Raw genomic sequence first — 17284 nt, forward strand, 5'->3', positions numbered from 1 at the left:
GCAAGGCGAGCGGGCCAGATTTGACTCGACCGGGTCAAATCTGGCCCGTTTTTATTGTTGCTTATCAATGACTTATAAAAATTGGGTCAAAACTGGCCCGATTTCTCGTGAAAAACCCCGGTTTTTAGGGGGGCAACGAAGAAATCCGCGCACACATCGGGTTTTGTTTTTCACAAGGCATTGATTCAAAAAGGATAATTTTTAATTCCTTAACCTGGCACCGTTCTTGCATAGGAGGGCATGGCGGCCGTTTCGGCCTGCCATCCGGCTTTTCCAGCCGCGACGACAAGAACGGAGCCCGTCATGCCCCCCCGCGCCTGCCCGAAAGCCCTGCAAGCCCCGCATCCCAGTTCCAAGTTGTTGGGCAAGGCGATATCTCCCCCGGCCTGCGAAGCCGCCATTCCCCTGTACCCCTTGCGCTATGGCATTGCCGATTCGCCTTATCGCAACGATATCCATCAGACGCTGGCGACACCGGGCTATCCCGCCCTGACAGGCGGCAAGGCTTATGGCCTGCGCGTGCTGCGGCCGGGAACCTATGTGTACCTGTGCTACTTCCGGGATGGAAGGATGTGGAATCGCCACTATCAGGTCACCGAAGACATCCGCTTTGCGCCAATCTGGTGGGGCGAGGCGGACTACGCCCATTCGACGCCGGGTTCACAGGTGCAGCCAGACACCACCGGCGCGGCGCCTTGCGTATGGGTGCCGCCCGCCGCGCGTGACAGCCTGGTCTATCTGCTGGTCAGCGACACGATCCTGACGCATGAAGCCCTATGGGACGTGGAGACGAACGCGGATGGGCGGCGCGATGCGCTGGCCACTGTCGTCGCCCCGTTCAACGGCCCCGAGCAGCCCCACGTATTCAAGGCGGTGCTGTTGGCGCTTGCCACGCCGGAACTGATGCGCCCCATACCAGGCGACGTGCCCATGTACCACGCCTGGAGCGAGATCACACCCGCGGAACACTATCCGGATGTGAACGACATCGTCAGCCGGATGTATGCCGTTCTGCATTTCCACGGAGATGTCGTGCCGCTGGCGGTCGTGCTGCACGACCCCGTAGGCATCGCCAGCGAGCTCAACTACCTGTGCGCCGCCCAGGTCAAAAAGCGCGACGACTATCAGGCGCAAAGCAAGCACCGGCTGCACAGCGCCGGCCTGATCGACGCCTACTTCAAACAAGCCGAAGCCGCCAGCAAGACCCCACCAGCCTTGACCGCGCTCGCCCGGCAACGGGCGCTGGTGAACCTGGCCGGCGCGCGGGATTTTCCTTCCACGTATCAAGACCGCGTCACCGCGTTTCAGGCCGACATCACCCGCGCCTGCGCGGACGTGGTCGCCTGGCTGAAATTTGTGCAAAAGGCGGGGTTACTGGAGCAAGCGTTCGGCCTCTTCGACCTGCGCTGCCCGCATAACGCCAGCAACTTTGAAGCGGTTGTCCTGCATTGCTTTGGCGCCACGGTCCATTCAGACGACGGGCTAGCGGAACTTGCCAGGCACATCGAAGCCGCGCCCCGCATCAGCCCCCTGTGGCTCGCGCTGGGCGTGGGCGACGAGCCGTTGATGGCGCGGCTGGCCGAGCCAATGACCATCGGCAAGGGCGTGTACGACGCAGTGGACCGCGTGCTGGAAGAACGGCCCGGCACGCCGATTACCGATCTGCTGACACGGCTGCTGTGGCCCTACCTTGGAAGCGCTTCCGTGCAGGCCGCGGATATTCAGGTCAGGCGATTGCGGCATATCGGCGAAATGCGCTTTGGCATAACGGTCGGACGCCGACTGGTGACCCCGCAACAGTATTTGGCGTATAGCGGGGAATTACAGGGGTATGTGGCGATGGGGCGCGAGGTGCAAGTGCGATGGCCTGGCTCGTTTTTGCCGGCGGCAGGCACGGGCACGGGCACGGGCACGACCACGCGCGTGCAGGCGGCGAGCGTTGAAATTTGGGAATGGGAGACGGTGGGGACGACGACGGTTATTGATAAGACGAAGAAGGCGATGGATCCGGAGGGAAATCCGCTGATCAGAAATTTGAATCGCTTGCGTGCGACGGCCGGGGCGGTGGCGACGGGTGTGGGGGGTGGGCTGGCGATTTGGGGGATGAGGAATGCGGTTGGTGGGCTTAACCGCGATGTCTACAGCTCATCAAACTGGAGCATTTTTCTTGGAGCGGGTTCGGCGTTAGTCGGTGCGTCCATTGAAAGCGCCGCCCTCGCTATATCTGCCCACTCTAAACGCAAAGGAAACAGCGCCTTGGCCCACGCTGCGAGGACCTACGGATTGAAATGGGGTACCACGGTAGCTGGCTCAATCGCCGCTGGCCTACTGGCCATTGCCGATCTTATAAAAGCAGCCAACTCCTACAAAACCGCAAATGCTGAACAAGCACGCATGCATTTGTATTCCGCAATGTCTGGCGGCGTACTTGCTATTGCGACAGTTGGAGGTGGTTCGGCAGCCCTCGCCACATTAGCTGGCGGAGGTTCGGCCGTAGCCGCCCTCGGACTCACCCCCGCTGGCTGGGCAGTCATTGCCCTTCTAGCAATAGGCGCCGTCGTCTACTTCACCCTTCAAGCCGATCAAGCCCAACACAACCCCCTGGAAATCTGGCTCAAGCACTCCGCCTGGGGCGTAGCCACGCCGCGCTTCACGCTGGCGCAAGAACTGCATGCCTGGCACAGCTTGCACTTCAGCCCCCGCATCACCCCGCAATGGCAGTCCCTGCGCGGTGTTGCAGGCACCCTGCGTATCAGTTGCACGCTGCCCGAGACGTCCGGGCAAGACGACTTTCAAGCCAAACTCAAAGTCACCCTATACGGGATGCCTCTGGAAGCCGTGGACACCTCCACCGCTTTCTGCACGCCCGGCGCTTGCGTGGATCTCAGCAGGCAATACGTTATCGGCCCGTTGAACAATGGCCCAGGCGCGGAGCGCGGATGGCGGATCAGCATGCACGAGGATGCCAAGGTCGAGTTGACGTACCTGTACCGACCCGATACCCAGAACTTGCCCTCAATCGGCCTGGAACAACCAGGTGCGCCCGAACCGCTGGTGTTCACTTCATCGGGTTTCTTCTCTGACTCCATCGACCCCGCCAAGCTGGCTCCCGTCAAGGCGCCGACATGAGCCAGAGCAACGACACCGTCAAGCGGCTTCCTCGCAGCCTTCTATTTGGGGCCAAGCGATTCACACGCGGCCCGCTTACGCGCGAGAACCTTCCCACCGAAGCAGTGGAAGTACAGGCAGCACTCGGCGTTCGTCGACTAAATGAACAGTGCATAGAGCTGGAACCATATGGAAATCAAGTGCGCAGCGGATATGCGATGGCCATTGGGTTTCTATTCGTATTCGGCACGGGCATTTCAGTGTTCATGTGGTCCTTCATCCCCGCTCCCATCACGGCCGAAATATGGCTCATGTTGTTCCTGGGGCCGTTGCTTTCGGCGGCTTCTGGCGTGGCCTGGTATCTCTTCACCCGCCTCTATTTAGGCAAGTTTCGTGGCGGCTTCATTCGCATTCATCGGGGCACCGGGAAGCTCTATTTCGTTACTCCAAGAGACGAGCACCTTCTGACGCTGGATTGGACTCAACTCACCGCCCTAGCCGGGTACATTCCCGTCCTCGGCGCGGGGGGCTACACCAGTTTTTATCCCCTATATCTGACCGCTATCGATTGGGAATCGAGTCCACCGAGGGAGATCTGCATCGCCTGCGGCAACCTGGGCTGGCGTGATGATGGACGTTCCGCCAAGCAATTGTGGGATTACCTGCGGGTCTTCATGGAGGACGGCCCGAAGTTCTTATCCAGTCCGCCGCCGATTCCCCCCCGTCTCTCACGCAAAAAGACCTTCTTTCGCTTCTACCAAGATTGGGCTGAAAAATTCCGCCGCGACCTCTCCACGCCAAAAGGCAAGCGATGGGCGCCGCTGTGGATTCCCGCGAAAATCATCTGGTTGATCTGCATCGTGTTCCCCGACAGCCTCGCAGAGTTCATTGAATACAACGTGCCCTACACGTCCTTCCCGAAAGAGATCGATGCGCTCTGCGGCTTCCAAGAAAAGCGTGTTCCCATCATGCGGCTGAATGGTGAACGCATTGACTCGTGATCAACCTCGAACAGTAGAACGCCTTTCTCCAGCTCTACTAGTCGGTGCAAAAAACCTGGTTCGTGGCCGAGCAGCAAAAAGCGGAATTCCGGGCGACCCGACGCTAATCAGCGGTCAGCTCGGGGTGCGCAGGATGAATGAACACTGCGTGGAACTTGAGCCATTTGGAAATACAGTTCGCAATGTTTATGCCAGCGGCATAGGCATAACCATCGTGATGATGTGCGGCATTTCCATTGTTGGCCTCAGCATTGTTTCTGAGCCGATATCCTGGCGAGTCGCCATCATGCCTATTGGCCTGTCATTGGTTGCCGTCGTCCTTTCAACGCTGCTGTACCTCTGTACACGCCACCTCTCCGGAAAATTCCGCGGCGGTTTCATCCGCATCCATCGCGGCACCCGAAAGCTCTATTTCGTCACCCCTCGAGACCAACGCCTGCTGACGCTCGAATGGGACCAAATTCAAGCCTTGGCTGGCTATATTCCCATCATCAGTGCGGGCGGCTACACCAGTCGGTATCCGCTATACCTGATCGCAATCGATTGGCGCCAGGCGCCCCCCCAGGAAATGTGCGTCGCCTGCGGGAATCTGGGTTGGCGAGACGATGGCGATTCCGCCAGGCAGCTATGGGACTACCTGCAGATCTTCATGGAGCATGGGCCTGCGTCTCTGACGGTTCCAACATCAATCCCTCCCCGTCTGCCACGCAAGCACACCTTCCTACGCTGTTACCGCGACTGGATGGCCTCGCTTCGCCGCGATCTTGCCACGCCGCGAGGCAGGCGATGGGCATTATTGCTGGTCCCGGCCAAGATCCTTTGGCTGATCTGTATGGTGTTTCCCGACAGCTTGGCCGAATTCATTGAGTACAACGTTCCCTACACCTCGTTCCCGAAGGAGATCGACGAACTCTGCGGCCTCTTGGAAAAGGGCGCTCCCGCAGAAAGCCATGTCAAGGCACCGAAATGAGCAGGCACAACGACATCGTCAAGCGGCTTCCTCGTAGCCTTCTATTTGGGGCCAAGCGATTCACACGCGGCCCGCTTACGCGCGAAAACCTTCCCACCGAAGCAGTGGAAGTACAGGCAGCACTCGGCGTTCGTCGACTAAATGAACAGTGTATTGAGCTGGAACCGTATGGAAATCAAGTGCGCAGCGGATATGCGATGGCCATTGGGTTTCTATTCGTATTCGGCACGGGCATTTCAGTGTTCATGTGGCCCTTCATCCCCGCTCCCATCACGGCCGAAATATGGCTCATGTTGTTCCTGGGGCCGTTGCTTGCGGCGGCTTCTGGCGTGGCCTGGTATCTCTTCACCCGCCTCTATTTGGGCAAGTTTCGTGGCGGCTTCATTCGCATTCATCGGGGCACCGGGAAGCTCTATTTCGTTACTCCACGAGACGAGCACCTTCTGACGCTGGATTGGACTCAACTCACAGCCCTAGCCGGGTACATTCCCGTCATCGGCGCGGGGGGCTACACCAGTTTTTATCCCCTATATCTGACCGCTATCGATTGGGAATCGAGTCCACCGAGGGAGATCTGCATCGCCTGCGGCAACCTGGGCTGGCGTGATGATGAACGTTCCGCCAAGCAACTGTGGGATTACCTGCGGGTCTTCATGGAGGACGGCCCGAAGTTCTTATCCAGTCCGCCGCCGATTCCCCCCCGTCTCTCACGCAAAAAGACCTTCTTTCGCTTCTACCAAGATTGGGCTGAAAAATTCCGCCGCGACCTCTCCACGCCAAAAGGCAAGCGATTGGCGGCATTGTTGATTCCCGCGAAAATCATCTGGTTGATCTGCATCGTGTTCCCCGACAGCCTCGCAGAGTTCATTGAATACAACGTGCCCTACACCTCCTTGCCCAAAGAGATCGACGAACTCTGCGGCTTCAAGGACCAGCGCGCTCCGATCATGCGGCTGAATGGTGAACGCATTGACTCGTGATCACACCGACATCGTCCAGCGACTTCCTCGATCGCTTTTGATCGGTGCAAAACGACTTCCTCAAGGCCCAATTCGCCGGCCAAAGAGCATCGACGTCGAAGGCGAAGGCATGTTCGCAATACGGCGAATTAGCGAAAAAGCCATTGAATTGGAACCTTTCGGCAATCTGATGCGCAACGTGTTTGCCAGTGGCATCGGGGTGAGCTTGGTAATGGGCACAGGAATTTCGATACTCTTCTCGATCTTCGCCCCCGCTCCACTCCCCCCCTTGATGTTGCTATTGATGTTTCTGAATCCATGGATGGGCGCAGCGTTCGTTTGCATTCCTTACTTCCTCACCCGCCACTATTCAGGAAAATTCCGTGGCGGCTTCATCCGCATTCATCGCGGCACGCGCAGGCTCTACGTGGTCACTCCTCGCGACCAGCAATTGCGGATACTTGAATGGGACCAAATTCAAGCCCTGGCCGGCTACGTACCCATGGTCGGCGCAGCCGGGTATAGCAGCCAATATCCCCTTTATCTGATCGCCGTTGACTGGAATCAAACGCCTCCCGCGGAAGTCTGCGTGTCCTGCGGCAACCTCGGCTGGCGCGACGGGGGAAGCTCCGCCAAGGAGTTATGGGACTGCCTCCGGATATTCATGGAACACGGGGCCGACGCGTTGCCGCAACCGCCCCCCATCCCTCCCCGCCTACCACGCAAAGAAACCTTCCTGCGTTTCTACCGCGACTGGGCGGACAAGTACCGCCGTGACCTCGCCACTCCAAAAGGAAAGCGATGGGCGGTCCTGGTGATCCCCGCCAAGATCCTGGCACTGATCTGCATCGTGTTCCCCGACAGCCTTGCAGAGTTCATCGAATACAACGTGCCCTACACGTCCTTCCCCAAAGAGATCGACGCGCTCTGCGGCTTCCAAGAAAAGCGCGTTCCCATCATGCGGCTGAATGGTGAACGCATTGACTCGTGATCAAACTCGAACGCTAGAACGCCTTTCTACAACGCTCTGCGGCTTCGTGGATCCGCCTGTTCCCATTACACCCGCTTGTACATGATCGTCGTCGCATCCACCTTGCCCGGGTCATGCGGGTCGCGGCTGAATCCGGGGATTTGTCCTATCGCGATATAACCGGCCGACGTATACAGGGGTTCGGCGCTATCGCCCGTGCGGGTGTCCAGGGTGATGAGGCTGCGGCCCAGCTTCACGGCGTGCGCTTCGGCTTCGTTAAGCAGGCGGCGGGCGATGCCTCGGCGGCGGAAGTCCGGGTGGACCAGCAGCTTGCGGATCTCGGCCCGATGCGCTTGATTGGGTGGCGTGTCGCAGTCCAGTTGCACGGCGCCGGCCAGCCGACCGCCCTGGCGCGCGATCCACAACGACAGACCGCCTTGCGCCACCACAGGCAGCACTTTGACTCGCCAGAAGGCATTGGCGTCGTCCATCGAAAACGGCAGGACGAAGCTGACGCTGGCCCCATTCTGCACGCAGGCGTGCAGCAGACCGCTCAGTTCGGCCAGGCAGGCTTCTGCGGCGTCGGCCGTCAGCAGGGTCAGTTCAACGCGGTTGTTGTCGTGGGACATGTTGGGCTCAGACGATGAATAGCAGATAACGGGCGCCGCGTTGCGGCGGGGTCACGAACAGGCTGGCGCCGAACAGTTGGTAGCGCAGACAATCGCCCGGCGCCAAGGTGTACGACTGCCCGTCAACGGTGAGGCTCAGTTCGCCTTCCAGCATCAGCAGGTGATGTTCCAGGCCGGCCCGTGGCGACTGGTCGTAAGCAATGCGCGAGCCAGGCGCCAGTTCGCATGCCAGGACTTCGCCGGCCAGTTGCTGCGCGGGTGGGGACACCGAACGGCGGCGAAAACCCGCGCTGTCGTCGACCCAGACGGCTTGGGCGTGTTCGGGCACGAGCGGCGCGAAGTCGTCTTCCACCATCATCATCAGGCGCGACATGGTCAGGCCGTGCGCGGCGCATAGCTTGCCGAGCACCGCTGCGGTGGGGCTGACATCGGCGTTTTCCAGGCGCGACAAGGTGGCGCGACTCACGCCCGCCAAACCGGCAAGCTCGTCCAAAGACCAACCGCGCTCTTGCCGCAGCGCCCTCAGCCGCTGGGCGATGCGGCGATCCAGATCAGTATCGATGGTCGTGTTTTCCATATATGGGAATTTATCTCACATAAGAAAACACAGCAAGATCGGATCTTGAATAAAACTTCGGCACAATACGGCATGCCTTTGGCCAGAGTCCTACTCATGTCTCTCCTTTGCCTATCGCTTTTGGGCGGCTGCGCCCTGCCGCCGCTGGACAAGCGCAGCGAATCGCAGGCCTTGACGCCTGACGAGTCGCTCGCCACGCCGTTGGGGCGCGGCATTGCGCCGCGAGCGGCAGCCCACCCCGGTAAATCCGGCATCCATCCCTTGAGCGACGCCCACGACGCCTTTGCCGCCCGCATGATGCTGGCGCGCGCGGCCGAGCGCAGCCTGGATGTGCAGTACTACATCTGGCACAACGACATGACGGGCACCCTGCTGCTGGAAACACTGCACGAGGCAGCCGACCGGGGCGTGCGCGTGCGCCTGCTGCTGGACGACAACGGCACGGCCGGCCTGGACAAGGTGCTGGCGGCGCTGGATACGCACCCCAATATTGAAGTGCGGCTGTACAACCCTTTTGCGCTGCGCTGGCCGAAGCCCTTGGGCTACCTCACGGATTTCAGCCGCTTGAACCGGCGCATGCACAACAAGTCGTTCACCGCCGACAACCAGGCCACCATCATTGGCGGCCGCAATATCGGCGACGAATACTTTGGCGCGGGCAGCGGCGTGTTGTTCACCGACCTGGACGTGTTGGCGATTGGCGCGGTGGTGAATGATGTGTCGACGGACTTCGACCGCTATTGGGCCAGCGATTCCGCCTACCCCGTGGACCGCTTGCTGAAACCGGCCCTGCCTGGCGAACTGGACGCGCTGGAGGAACAGGCCGCCAAGGTCGAGCGGTCGCCCGAGGCCGCCACGTATGCCCAGGCCCTGAAGCAGTTGCCCTTCATCCGGCAACTGTTGCAAGGCGAGCTGGAGCTGGAATGGGCCGACACCCGCATGGTCAGCGACGATCCGCGCAAGACGCTGGGCACCGCGCCGCGCGAGGCCACGCTGCCGCACCAGCTCTACGACATCATCGGCACGCCCACCCAAGACATGGAACTGGTGTCGCCCTATTTCGTGCCAACGGCCGAGGGCACCCAGTCCTTCGCGAAGCTGGCCCGAAACGGGGTGAAGGTGCGGGTGCTGACCAATGCGCTGGAGGCGACCGACGTGGCGGTGGTGCATTCCGGCTACGCCAAGCGCCGCAAGGACCTGCTGGTCAGCGGCGTCGAGCTGTATGAAATGAAGCGCAAAGCGGGCGGAGCCGCGCGCAACAAAAGCATGGGGCCGTTTGGCAGTTCGGGCTCCAGCCTGCACGCCAAGACCTTTGCGGTGGACGGGCAACGAATCTTTGTCGGCTCGTTCAACTTTGATCCGCGATCGGCCGGGCTGAACACCGAACTGGGCTTTGTGATCGACAGCCCGACGCTGGCGGGCCGTATTGCCGACGCCTTTGAAGACGAGGTTCCCAAGGTGGCTTACCGTGTATGCCTGGACGACCAGGGCGGCTTGTACTGGCTGGAACAGCGCGACGGCAAGACGCTGCGGCATGATACCGAGCCGGGCACGTCGGTGTGGAAGCGGTTCTCGGTGTGGTTCGTGTCGCTGTTGCCGCTGGAATCCATGCTGTGACGCCGCCGCAACAAGCGGAGTTCACCGGCAAGGCGTCGGACGTAGACTGGTTGTTTTGAACCCCGTTTTGCTGCCCCTGCATTGCTGCCCCTGCGTTTCTGCCCCCTGCCCGCCATGACCGCCCCGCCCCACCCTGCTTTGCCCGACCTGGACTGGACCGCCATCACGCAGTCCCTGGACGCGCACGGCCATGCGATTCTGCCCGTCCTGTTGACTCCTGCCCAATGTGCCGAGCTGGCTGATGCCTATTGCGCCACGGACCGCTACCGCAGCCGTATCGTGATGGCGCGACATGGCTTTGGGCGCGGCGAATATCAGTACTTTGCCTACCCGCTGCCGCCCTTGCTGCAGGCGCTGCGCACGGCGCTGTACCCTCGCCTGGCGCCGGTTGCCAACCGCTGGAACCGGCAGATGGGCTTTGCCGTGCAATACCCCGACGATCACGCCGCCTTCCTGCAACGCTGCCACGACGCGGGGCAACGGCGGCCCACGCCCTTGATCCTGCAATACGGCCCCGGCGACTACAACTGCCTGCATCAGGACCTGTACGGCGAACATGTGTTTCCCCTGCAAGTGGCGGTGCTGTTGTCGCGCCCGGGCGTGGATTTCACGGGCGGTGAATTCGTCATGCTGGAAACGAGCAGCCGCGAGCAGCGCGCCGATGTGCTGCCGCTGCAACAAGGCGACGCGCTGATCTTCACCGTGAACCAGCGGCCCGTGCCGGGTACGCGCAGTTGGCGCAAGGTGGCGATGCGGCACGGGGTGAGCGCCCTGCGCAGCGGCCGGCGCCATACGCTGGGCCTGATCTTCCACGACGCGCAGTAGCCGAAAATCCATGACGCTGAACCTGTTCAATGATGAAGACACCGCCCAGCATGGCCGCGAGCAGATCGGCCCCCAGTCTTACGTGCTGCGCGGATTTGCACTGCCCTATGCCGATGCGTTGCTGCAAGGGGTGGACGCGGTGGCCGCGCAGTCGCCGTTTCGGCACATGCACACGCCGGGCGGCTACACCATGTCGGTGGCGCTGACCAATTGCGGGCCGCTGGGTTGGGCGTCGGACGCGCAGGGCTACCGGTATACACGCATCGATCCGTTGTCCGGCCAACCCTGGCCCGATCTGCCCGACGCCTTTCTGCAACTGGCCCAGGCCGCCGCCGCCGAGGCGGGTTTTCCCGGTTTCACGCCCGATGCCTGCCTGGTGAACCGCTACGAACCCGGCTCGCGCCTGTCACTGCACCAGGACAAGAACGAACGCGATTACGACGCCCCTATCGTGTCGGTGTCGCTGGGCATGCCCGCCCTGTTCCTGTTCGGCGGCCACGCGCGCCCGGACCCGGCGGCGCGGGTGCCCTTGTTTCATGGCGACGTTGTCGTCTGGGGCGGGGTGGACCGGCTGCGCTATCACGGCGTGATGCCGATGAAGGACGCGCCCCACTCGCGGCTGGGCAGCCAGCGGATCAATTTCACCCTGCGCAAGGCGGGCTGAGCCGGGCGACCCACCCGACGCGCGCACGCCTCACAACCACTGCACAGGGCCAATTGAGGGAAAAGCGCCCCGGTCGGGTTAGCATAGCCGCACGCTTAACCTCAAAGAGAGTCCTGACATGCATTCGCTGGGCCGTCTCGTCCTTCTTGTGAACGACTACGACACCGCCATTTCCTTCTATCAAGACAAGCTGGGCATGGAGGTGTTCGCAGATATGCCCGTGGGCCAGCAGCGCTACGTGCACCTGCGCCTGCCGTCCCAGCCCGCCGTGGGCGTCTGGCTGCTGCAAGCCATGACCCAGGCGCAGCGCGACCGCGTCGGCGACCAGACCGGCGGCCAGCCGGTGGGGGTGTTCTACACCGACGACGTCATGCGCGACCACAGCAGCTTCACCGCGCGCGGGGTGCGCTTCACCAAGGAGCCCGTCCATGACGACACCACCATTTATGCCCACTTCATTGACCTGTATGGCAATGAATTCATACTGGTGCAAATGAAGCGCCCCTAGCGCTCCTGGCACCCGCAAGACCGCCATGACCCTGGCCAAGTCGAAACAGGACTGGATTCTCCGCGCGGCCACCTCCGGCCACGTGGAGCGCATCGAAGCCTATTTCGGCGGTCATGGCTACGACATGCACCGCCATGACACCTACGCCATCGGGCGCACCTTGTCGGGCGTGCAGAGCTTTCATTACCGCCGGGACTTCCGCCACAGCCTGCCCGGCGGCACCATCGTGCTGCACCCCGACGAGCCGCACGACGGCCAGGCCGGCACCGAGGCCGGCTTCCACTACCGCATGATCTACGTCGAACCCGCGCTGATCCAGCAGATTCTGGGGGGCCGGCCGCTGCCGTTCATTGCGGGCGGCCTCTCTGGCGACGCCCGGCTGCACGCCGCCAGCGGCGCCTTGTTGCAGAACACGCAGGACGCGCTGGACCCACTACTGGAAGACGACGCGCTGTACGACCTGGCCCATGCGCTTTGCGCCGCGGCGGGCCGGCCCCACCGCGGGCGCACCGCCGACTACGTGGCCGCCGAACGCGCCCGACATTACATCCATGCCTCGCTGGACACAACGATCACCTTGGACGCGTTGGCGGCGGCGGCCGGGACAGACCGTTGGAGCCTGTCGCGCGATTTCCGCGCGCTGTACGGCACCAGCCCCTATCGCTATGTGATGTTGCGCCGGCTGGACCTGGCACGCCGGCTGATCGCCACCGGCATGGCCTTGGCCGACGCCGCGGCCCATGCCGGCTTCACCGACCAAAGCCACCTGACCCGCCGCCATGTCCAGACCTACGGCATGCCGCCCGACCGGTGGCGGCGCATGCTGCACGCCTAGCCCGCACCCGCCCACCAAAACCTGCAAGAACGTACAAGACGCAGAGCCCCGGTGCGCCCTACGCTGTACGCCTGTTTTCTTGTCCAGGTTCCCCCATGCCCCCCATTTCCGCCATCAATATCGCCAGCAAGCTTGCGCTGTTTTCCGAACACTGGCGCCCCAAGGTCATCGCACAGATGAACGACTACCAATTCAAGGTGGTCAAGGTGCAAGGCGACTTCGTCTGGCACAGCCACGCCGACACCGACGAAACCTTCATCGTGATCAGCGGCCGATTGCGCATCGACCTGCGCGACGGCCACATCGACCTGGGGCCTGGCGAAATGGCCGTCATCCCCAAGGGCGTGGAACACAAACCCTGTGCCGTCGAAGAAGCGCATCTGATGCTGGTTGAACCCTGCGGCGTACCCAATACGGGCGACCGGGGCGGCGAGCGCCAAGCGCCAAATGATGTCTGGATCTGATCGGCTTGATTCTGCTACCGTAAATTCCCCCCAGGAGGACACCATGCCCAAAGTCATGCTCGTAACCGGAGGCAGCCGTGGCATCGGCGCCGCCGTCGCCAAGCTGGCCGCGCGCCGCGGCTACGCCGTTGGCATCAACTACCGCACCCACTCTGATGCCGCCGACGCCGTGGTCGCCGAGATCCAGCAGGCGGGCGGCGCCGCGCTGGCCATTCAGGCCGACGTGTCGCAAGAAGAGGACGTGCTGCGCATGTTCCGCACGCTGGACGAGCGCCTGGGCCGCATCGATGCCCTGGTGAACAATGCCGGCATCCTGGAAACGCAGATGCGCCTGGACCAGATGGAAGCCGACCGCCTGATGCGCGTGCTGTCCACCAACGTGATCGGCGCGTTCCTGTGCGCCCGCGAGGCCGTGCGCCGGATGTCGCCGCGCCATGGCGGTCAGGGTGGCGCCATCGTCAACGTGTCGTCGGCGGCGGCGCGCCTGGGCTCACCCAATGAATACGTGGACTATGCAGCGTCCAAGGGGGCGCTGGACACGATGACCATCGGCCTGTCCAAAGAGGTGGCGCCCGAAGGCATCCGCGTGAACGGCGTGCGCCCGGGCACCATCTACACCGACATGCACGCAAGCGGCGGCGAGCCGGGCCGGGTCGACCGCCTGAAAAGCGTGATCCCGCTGCGGCGCGGCGGCTCGGTGGAAGAAGTGGCGGGCGCCGTCATGTGGCTGTTTTCTGAAGAAGCCGGCTATACCAGCGGCTCGTTCATCGACGTGTCCGGCGGTAGTTGAGAGGGTCGATGGAAGGATGGCGGGAGGGGCTGCGGAAGGGGCGGCACACGGAGTGGCACATGAGGCGGCACATGAGGCGGCACATGAGGCGGAAAATGCAGCGGCCAAGGAAGCAGCCAGGCCGGCCTGCCTGCCGGCTGGCCGAGGCTCAGCCGTTGCCGTGGGGCTTGTCTTCGGTGGTGATGACGCCCTTGTTTTCCGGGCCATCGGAAATGCGCGCTTCCACGCGGCGCAGCACCGCCAGCACAAACAGCGCCAGCAAGGTGCTGACCAACGCCGTGGCTTCGCGGCCCATGCCGGCCGCCACGCCGATGGCGGCGGTCATCCAGATGCTGGCCGAGGTGGTCAGCCCGTGGATCTCGCGTTCATCGCTGAGCTTGATGATGGCGCCCGCACCCAGAAAGCCGATGCCGGCGATCACGCCCTGCAGCACCCGGCTAAGGTCACTGATTTCCATGCCGCCCTGCAAGGGCACCAGCACAAAAATAGCCGCGCCCAGCGCCACCAGCATGTGAGTGCGCAAGCCCGCGGCCTTGCCGCTGCGCTCGCGTTCCAAACCCAGCATGCCGCCCAGTATCACCGCCATGCCCAAGCGCAAAACAATGCGCGTGGCTTCGCTTACATCCGGAATATCAGCGAACTCGCTACGCACGGTGGACCAGATTTCAAACCAGACTTCCGCCATCTGTCGCATCCTGAAAGGCACGGGTTGAAGGGAACGGGGTGAAGGTGATCAGGTGAATCGAGCATAGCAGGCGTGGCCTCGTCCGCGCCATGTCGGCGCCATGTCCGTGCTGGCACCGGCCGCGCAACTGGTTTACAACCAATGCGTGTCCCGCGCGTGCGGGCGTGAAACCACAGGAGCCACACATGGACTTGCAGCTAGGCGGAAAGCGCGTGCTGATCACGGGTGCGTCCAAAGGCATCGGCCTGGCCTGCGCCGTCGCCTTTGCGCGCGAGGGTGCCGACCCGATTCTGGTGGCGCGCGATGATGCGGCGTTGCATCACGCCACGGCCGCCATCCGCGAACAAAGCGGCCGCGCGGCACATGCCATCACGCTGGACCTGGCCCTGCCTGGCGCGGCGGAAAAGCTGGCCAAGGAAACCGGCCCCATCGACATACTGGTCAACAACGCGGGCGCGGTGCCCGGCGGCGCGCTGGACCAGGTGCAAGACGAACGCTGGCGCGCGGGCTGGGAATTGAAAGTGCACGGCTACATCAGCCTGGCGCGCTGCTACTACCCGCACATGCGCGACGCGGGCGCGGGCGTCATCGCCAACATCATCGGCATGGCGGGCGCGGCGCCCCGCGCCGACTACATCTGCGGCGCGGCGGCCAATGCCTCATTGATTGCGTTTACCCGCGCCCTGGGGGGCGAGGCGCCCCGCCACGGCGTGCGCGTCTTTGGCGTCAACCCCTCGCGCACACGAACCGACCGCGTGCTGACGCTGGCCCGGCAACGCGCGCAGGCACGTTGGGGCGATGAAAGCCGGTGGCAGGAAACGCTGTCGGACCTGCCCTTCAACCGGTTGATGGAACCCGAAGAAGTGGCCGACATGATTGTGTTCGGCGCCTCGCCACGCGCGGGTTACCTGAGCGGCACCGTCATCGACCTGGACGGCGGCGAGCAATACGCGAAATAATGCGGCGGCCGGCGTGTAGGCTGAAGCTAAGGCTCACATCAGGCCGCGCTTGGGGCTGCACTTAGGGCTGCGCTTAGGGCTGCGCTTAGGGCTGCGCTTGGGTCACCTTCGGACCGGCCAGGTGTCTCAGCGCGCGGCGGCTTGCCAGCCGGCCAGCAGCGCGGGCAGTTGCGTCATGTCGGTGAACACGTGGGCCACGCCCACATTGCGCAGCGCCTCGGCGCCGCTGTGGCCGTTGGCGTCGGGGCTGTAGCCGAACACCGTGGCGCCCGCCGCTACGCCGGCGGTCGCGCCGGTAACCGTGTCTTCCACGACGGCGCAGCGCTTGGGGTCCACGCCCAGCGCTTGGGCAGCCGCCAGGTACACGTCGGGAAACGGCTTGCTGCGTGGCATCTCGTGACCGCTGAAGACGCGGCCGTCGAAGCATCCGGCGATGCCCACCTTGGCCAATTGCAGTTCCACCTTGTGGCGGTCGGCGCCAGACGCCACGGCGATGCGGCCGTCCAGCGTGCGGTGCAAGGCGCGCACCGCGTCGGGCGCACCGGGAATTTCAAGCAGGTCGCGGTCCAGCGCGGCGTTGCGGCGCTGGCGAAATTCACCGAACCAGTCCGGCCCCAGCTTGGCGCCGGTGCGCGCTTCGATCATCTGCTGTTCGTCCTTGACGGCCTTGCCCGTGAAGATACGCATGGTTTCTTCGTGGGTGATGTCCCAACCCAACTCGTTCAGCATCTGGCTCAGCACGTGGCTGGTGATGGGTTCGGAATCAACCAGCACGCCGTCACAATCGAACAACACGGCGTCAAAGGGAAAATCAGTCATGGGGCGGGCGGATGAAGGGGGTTCATGAAGCGGGTAAGCATACTTCATGGCATGGGGCCAACATGGCTGGCCTGCCCCGGCCGCAAACTTCGGAGTGACGCGCGCGGCAGCGCGTGATTAACCTGTATGACTGGATACGCCGCCATTCCTGCCGTCATGTCCGACACCCTTCTCGCGTCCCTATCGCCCTCTTTTTCGCCGCCCTTTTCGCAATGAGTTCCCTCTGTCGCGACTACTCCCGCCATGACTAACCCCCTGCTCGCGCCGCCACACCAGCCGCTGGACCGCTACGACTGGAACCTTATCAAGCAGCCGCTGGATGCCGAAGGCTGGGCGCTGCTGCCCGGCTTTTTTCCACCGGAGGCCGCCCGCCAACTTGCGCAAACAGACAGCACCGCCAAGCTGGAAACGCTGCGGCCGCTGTTGTACCGCCGCCTGCTGCCAATCGCCCGCGCCTGGGCGAACGCGCTGCAACAAGACGCGCCCTACCCCGATGACTTCGCCACCTGGATCCAGCACAACCACGACGCGGGCCAGGCCCGCCCCTTGTCCGCCATCCATCGGCTAGGGCAAGACGACTATCAGCCGCTGACGCAGCACGCGGACGGCGATGCCGTCTTTCCGTTGCAGCTTGTCGCCCTATTGTCTGATCCGGACACAGCATTTACCGGCGGCGAATTCGTCATGACCGAACAACGCCCTCGCATGCAGTCGCGCCCGATGGTGCTGCCCTTGCGATACGGCGACGCGGCAGTTATCGCGGTGTCGCACCGCCCCGTGCAAGGCGCGCATAACGTCTATCGGGTCACCGCCCGGCATGCCATCAGCCGGGTGCGCACCGGGCAACGCGTTGGGCTGGAGATGCTGCTGCACGACGGGCGTTGATGTCGCGACCCGGATGACG

Annotated in this window: 18 protein-coding genes; 14 read left to right on the forward strand and 4 right to left on the reverse strand. The window is 62.9% G+C overall.

Annotation, left to right across the window (positions count from 1 at the left end; all coding sequences use genetic code 11):
* The first annotated feature begins 357 nt into the window (after window positions 1-357).
* Genes WBR68_RS09720 through WBR68_RS09740 form a run of 5 tightly spaced genes read left to right on the forward strand, consistent with a single transcriptional unit; the run spans window position 358 to window position 7029 of the window.
* On the forward strand, window positions 358-3129 hold the full coding sequence (locus tag WBR68_RS09720) for a toxin VasX (protein ID WP_230694072.1): 2772 nt from the start codon (window positions 358-360) through the stop codon (window positions 3127-3129).
* The gene (locus WBR68_RS09725; RefSeq protein WP_230694073.1) at window positions 3126-4109 is read left to right on the forward strand and encodes a hypothetical protein; all 984 of its coding nucleotides are present in this window, start codon (window positions 3126-3128) and stop codon (window positions 4107-4109) included. The genes WBR68_RS09720 and WBR68_RS09725 overlap by 4 nt, the downstream gene beginning before the upstream one ends.
* Complete coding sequence (locus WBR68_RS09730; RefSeq protein ID WP_127185592.1) at window positions 4087-5079, forward strand: hypothetical protein; 993 nt, start codon at window positions 4087-4089, stop codon at window positions 5077-5079. The genes WBR68_RS09725 and WBR68_RS09730 overlap by 23 nt, the downstream gene beginning before the upstream one ends.
* Window positions 5076-6059, forward strand: a complete 984-nt coding sequence (locus WBR68_RS09735) for a hypothetical protein (RefSeq protein ID WP_230694074.1) — start codon at window positions 5076-5078, stop codon at window positions 6057-6059. Before WBR68_RS09730 ends, WBR68_RS09735 begins: the two co-directional genes overlap by 4 nt.
* Window positions 6037-7029, forward strand: coding sequence for a DUF6708 domain-containing protein (locus WBR68_RS09740; protein ID WP_230694075.1), 993 nt, complete (start codon window positions 6037-6039; stop codon window positions 7027-7029). The genes WBR68_RS09735 and WBR68_RS09740 overlap by 23 nt, the downstream gene beginning before the upstream one ends.
* Before the next feature lie 65 nt (window positions 7030-7094).
* Here the strand turns inward: WBR68_RS09740 and WBR68_RS09745 are convergent, their stop codons facing one another.
* Both WBR68_RS09745 and WBR68_RS09750 read right to left on the reverse strand, forming a co-directional pair.
* Window positions 7095-7637, reverse strand: a complete 543-nt coding sequence (locus tag WBR68_RS09745) for a GNAT family N-acetyltransferase (RefSeq protein WP_230694076.1) — start codon at window positions 7635-7637, stop codon at window positions 7095-7097.
* A gap of 7 nt (window positions 7638-7644) precedes the next feature.
* Window positions 7645-8214 carry a helix-turn-helix domain-containing protein gene (locus WBR68_RS09750; protein WP_230694077.1) on the reverse strand — a complete coding sequence of 190 codons (570 nt, stop codon included), beginning with the start codon at window positions 8212-8214 and terminating at the stop codon, window positions 7645-7647.
* 72 nt (window positions 8215-8286) lie between these two features.
* Between WBR68_RS09750 and WBR68_RS09755 the strand changes: the two genes are divergently transcribed.
* The 7 genes from WBR68_RS09755 to WBR68_RS09785 all read left to right on the forward strand — a co-directional run bounded on the left by WBR68_RS09755 (window position 8287) and on the right by WBR68_RS09785 (window position 13917).
* Complete coding sequence (locus WBR68_RS09755; RefSeq protein ID WP_230694078.1) at window positions 8287-9831, forward strand: phospholipase D family protein; 1545 nt, start codon at window positions 8287-8289, stop codon at window positions 9829-9831.
* 114 nt (window positions 9832-9945) lie between these two features.
* Complete coding sequence (locus tag WBR68_RS09760; protein WP_230694079.1) at window positions 9946-10656, forward strand: 2OG-Fe(II) oxygenase; 711 nt, start codon at window positions 9946-9948, stop codon at window positions 10654-10656.
* Window positions 10657-10666: 10 nt separating this feature from the next.
* Complete coding sequence (alkB, locus tag WBR68_RS09765; protein ID WP_230694080.1) at window positions 10667-11320, forward strand: DNA oxidative demethylase AlkB; 654 nt, start codon at window positions 10667-10669, stop codon at window positions 11318-11320.
* A 118-nt stretch (window positions 11321-11438) separates the two neighbouring features.
* On the forward strand, window positions 11439-11828 hold the full coding sequence (locus WBR68_RS09770) for a VOC family protein (RefSeq protein WP_050450175.1): 390 nt from the start codon (window positions 11439-11441) through the stop codon (window positions 11826-11828).
* Between the two features lie 25 nt (window positions 11829-11853).
* Complete coding sequence (locus WBR68_RS09775) at window positions 11854-12663, forward strand: AraC family transcriptional regulator (protein ID WP_127185598.1); 810 nt, start codon at window positions 11854-11856, stop codon at window positions 12661-12663.
* A 95-nt stretch (window positions 12664-12758) separates the two neighbouring features.
* On the forward strand, window positions 12759-13127 hold the full coding sequence (locus tag WBR68_RS09780) for a cupin domain-containing protein (RefSeq protein ID WP_230694081.1): 369 nt from the start codon (window positions 12759-12761) through the stop codon (window positions 13125-13127).
* 43 nt (window positions 13128-13170) lie between these two features.
* Complete coding sequence (locus WBR68_RS09785; protein ID WP_050450172.1) at window positions 13171-13917, forward strand: SDR family oxidoreductase; 747 nt, start codon at window positions 13171-13173, stop codon at window positions 13915-13917.
* A 148-nt stretch (window positions 13918-14065) separates the two neighbouring features.
* On the opposite strand, the gene WBR68_RS09790 is transcribed toward WBR68_RS09785, so the two are convergent.
* Entirely contained in the window at window positions 14066-14602 is a 537-nt protein-coding gene (locus WBR68_RS09790) for an MgtC/SapB family protein (protein ID WP_050450171.1), read from the reverse strand.
* A 185-nt stretch (window positions 14603-14787) separates the two neighbouring features.
* Between WBR68_RS09790 and WBR68_RS09795 the strand changes: the two genes are divergently transcribed.
* The gene (locus tag WBR68_RS09795; RefSeq protein WP_050450170.1) at window positions 14788-15561 is read left to right on the forward strand and encodes an SDR family oxidoreductase; all 774 of its coding nucleotides are present in this window, start codon (window positions 14788-14790) and stop codon (window positions 15559-15561) included.
* 126 nt (window positions 15562-15687) lie between these two features.
* On the opposite strand, the gene WBR68_RS09800 is transcribed toward WBR68_RS09795, so the two are convergent.
* A complete protein-coding gene (locus WBR68_RS09800; protein WP_230694082.1) occupies window positions 15688-16380 on the reverse strand; it encodes an HAD family hydrolase in 693 nt (230 codons plus the stop codon).
* A gap of 243 nt (window positions 16381-16623) precedes the next feature.
* On the opposite strand from WBR68_RS09800, the gene WBR68_RS09805 reads away from it, so the two are divergent.
* Window positions 16624-17265 carry a 2OG-Fe(II) oxygenase gene (locus WBR68_RS09805; RefSeq protein ID WP_230694083.1) on the forward strand — a complete coding sequence of 214 codons (642 nt, stop codon included), beginning with the start codon at window positions 16624-16626 and terminating at the stop codon, window positions 17263-17265.
* The last annotated feature ends 19 nt before the right edge of the window (window positions 17266-17284 follow it).

Origin of the sequence: Achromobacter sp. JD-1 (assembly GCF_038594925.1) — a bacterium.
GTDB lineage: Bacteria > Pseudomonadota > Gammaproteobacteria > Burkholderiales > Burkholderiaceae_B > Achromobacter > Achromobacter spanius_C.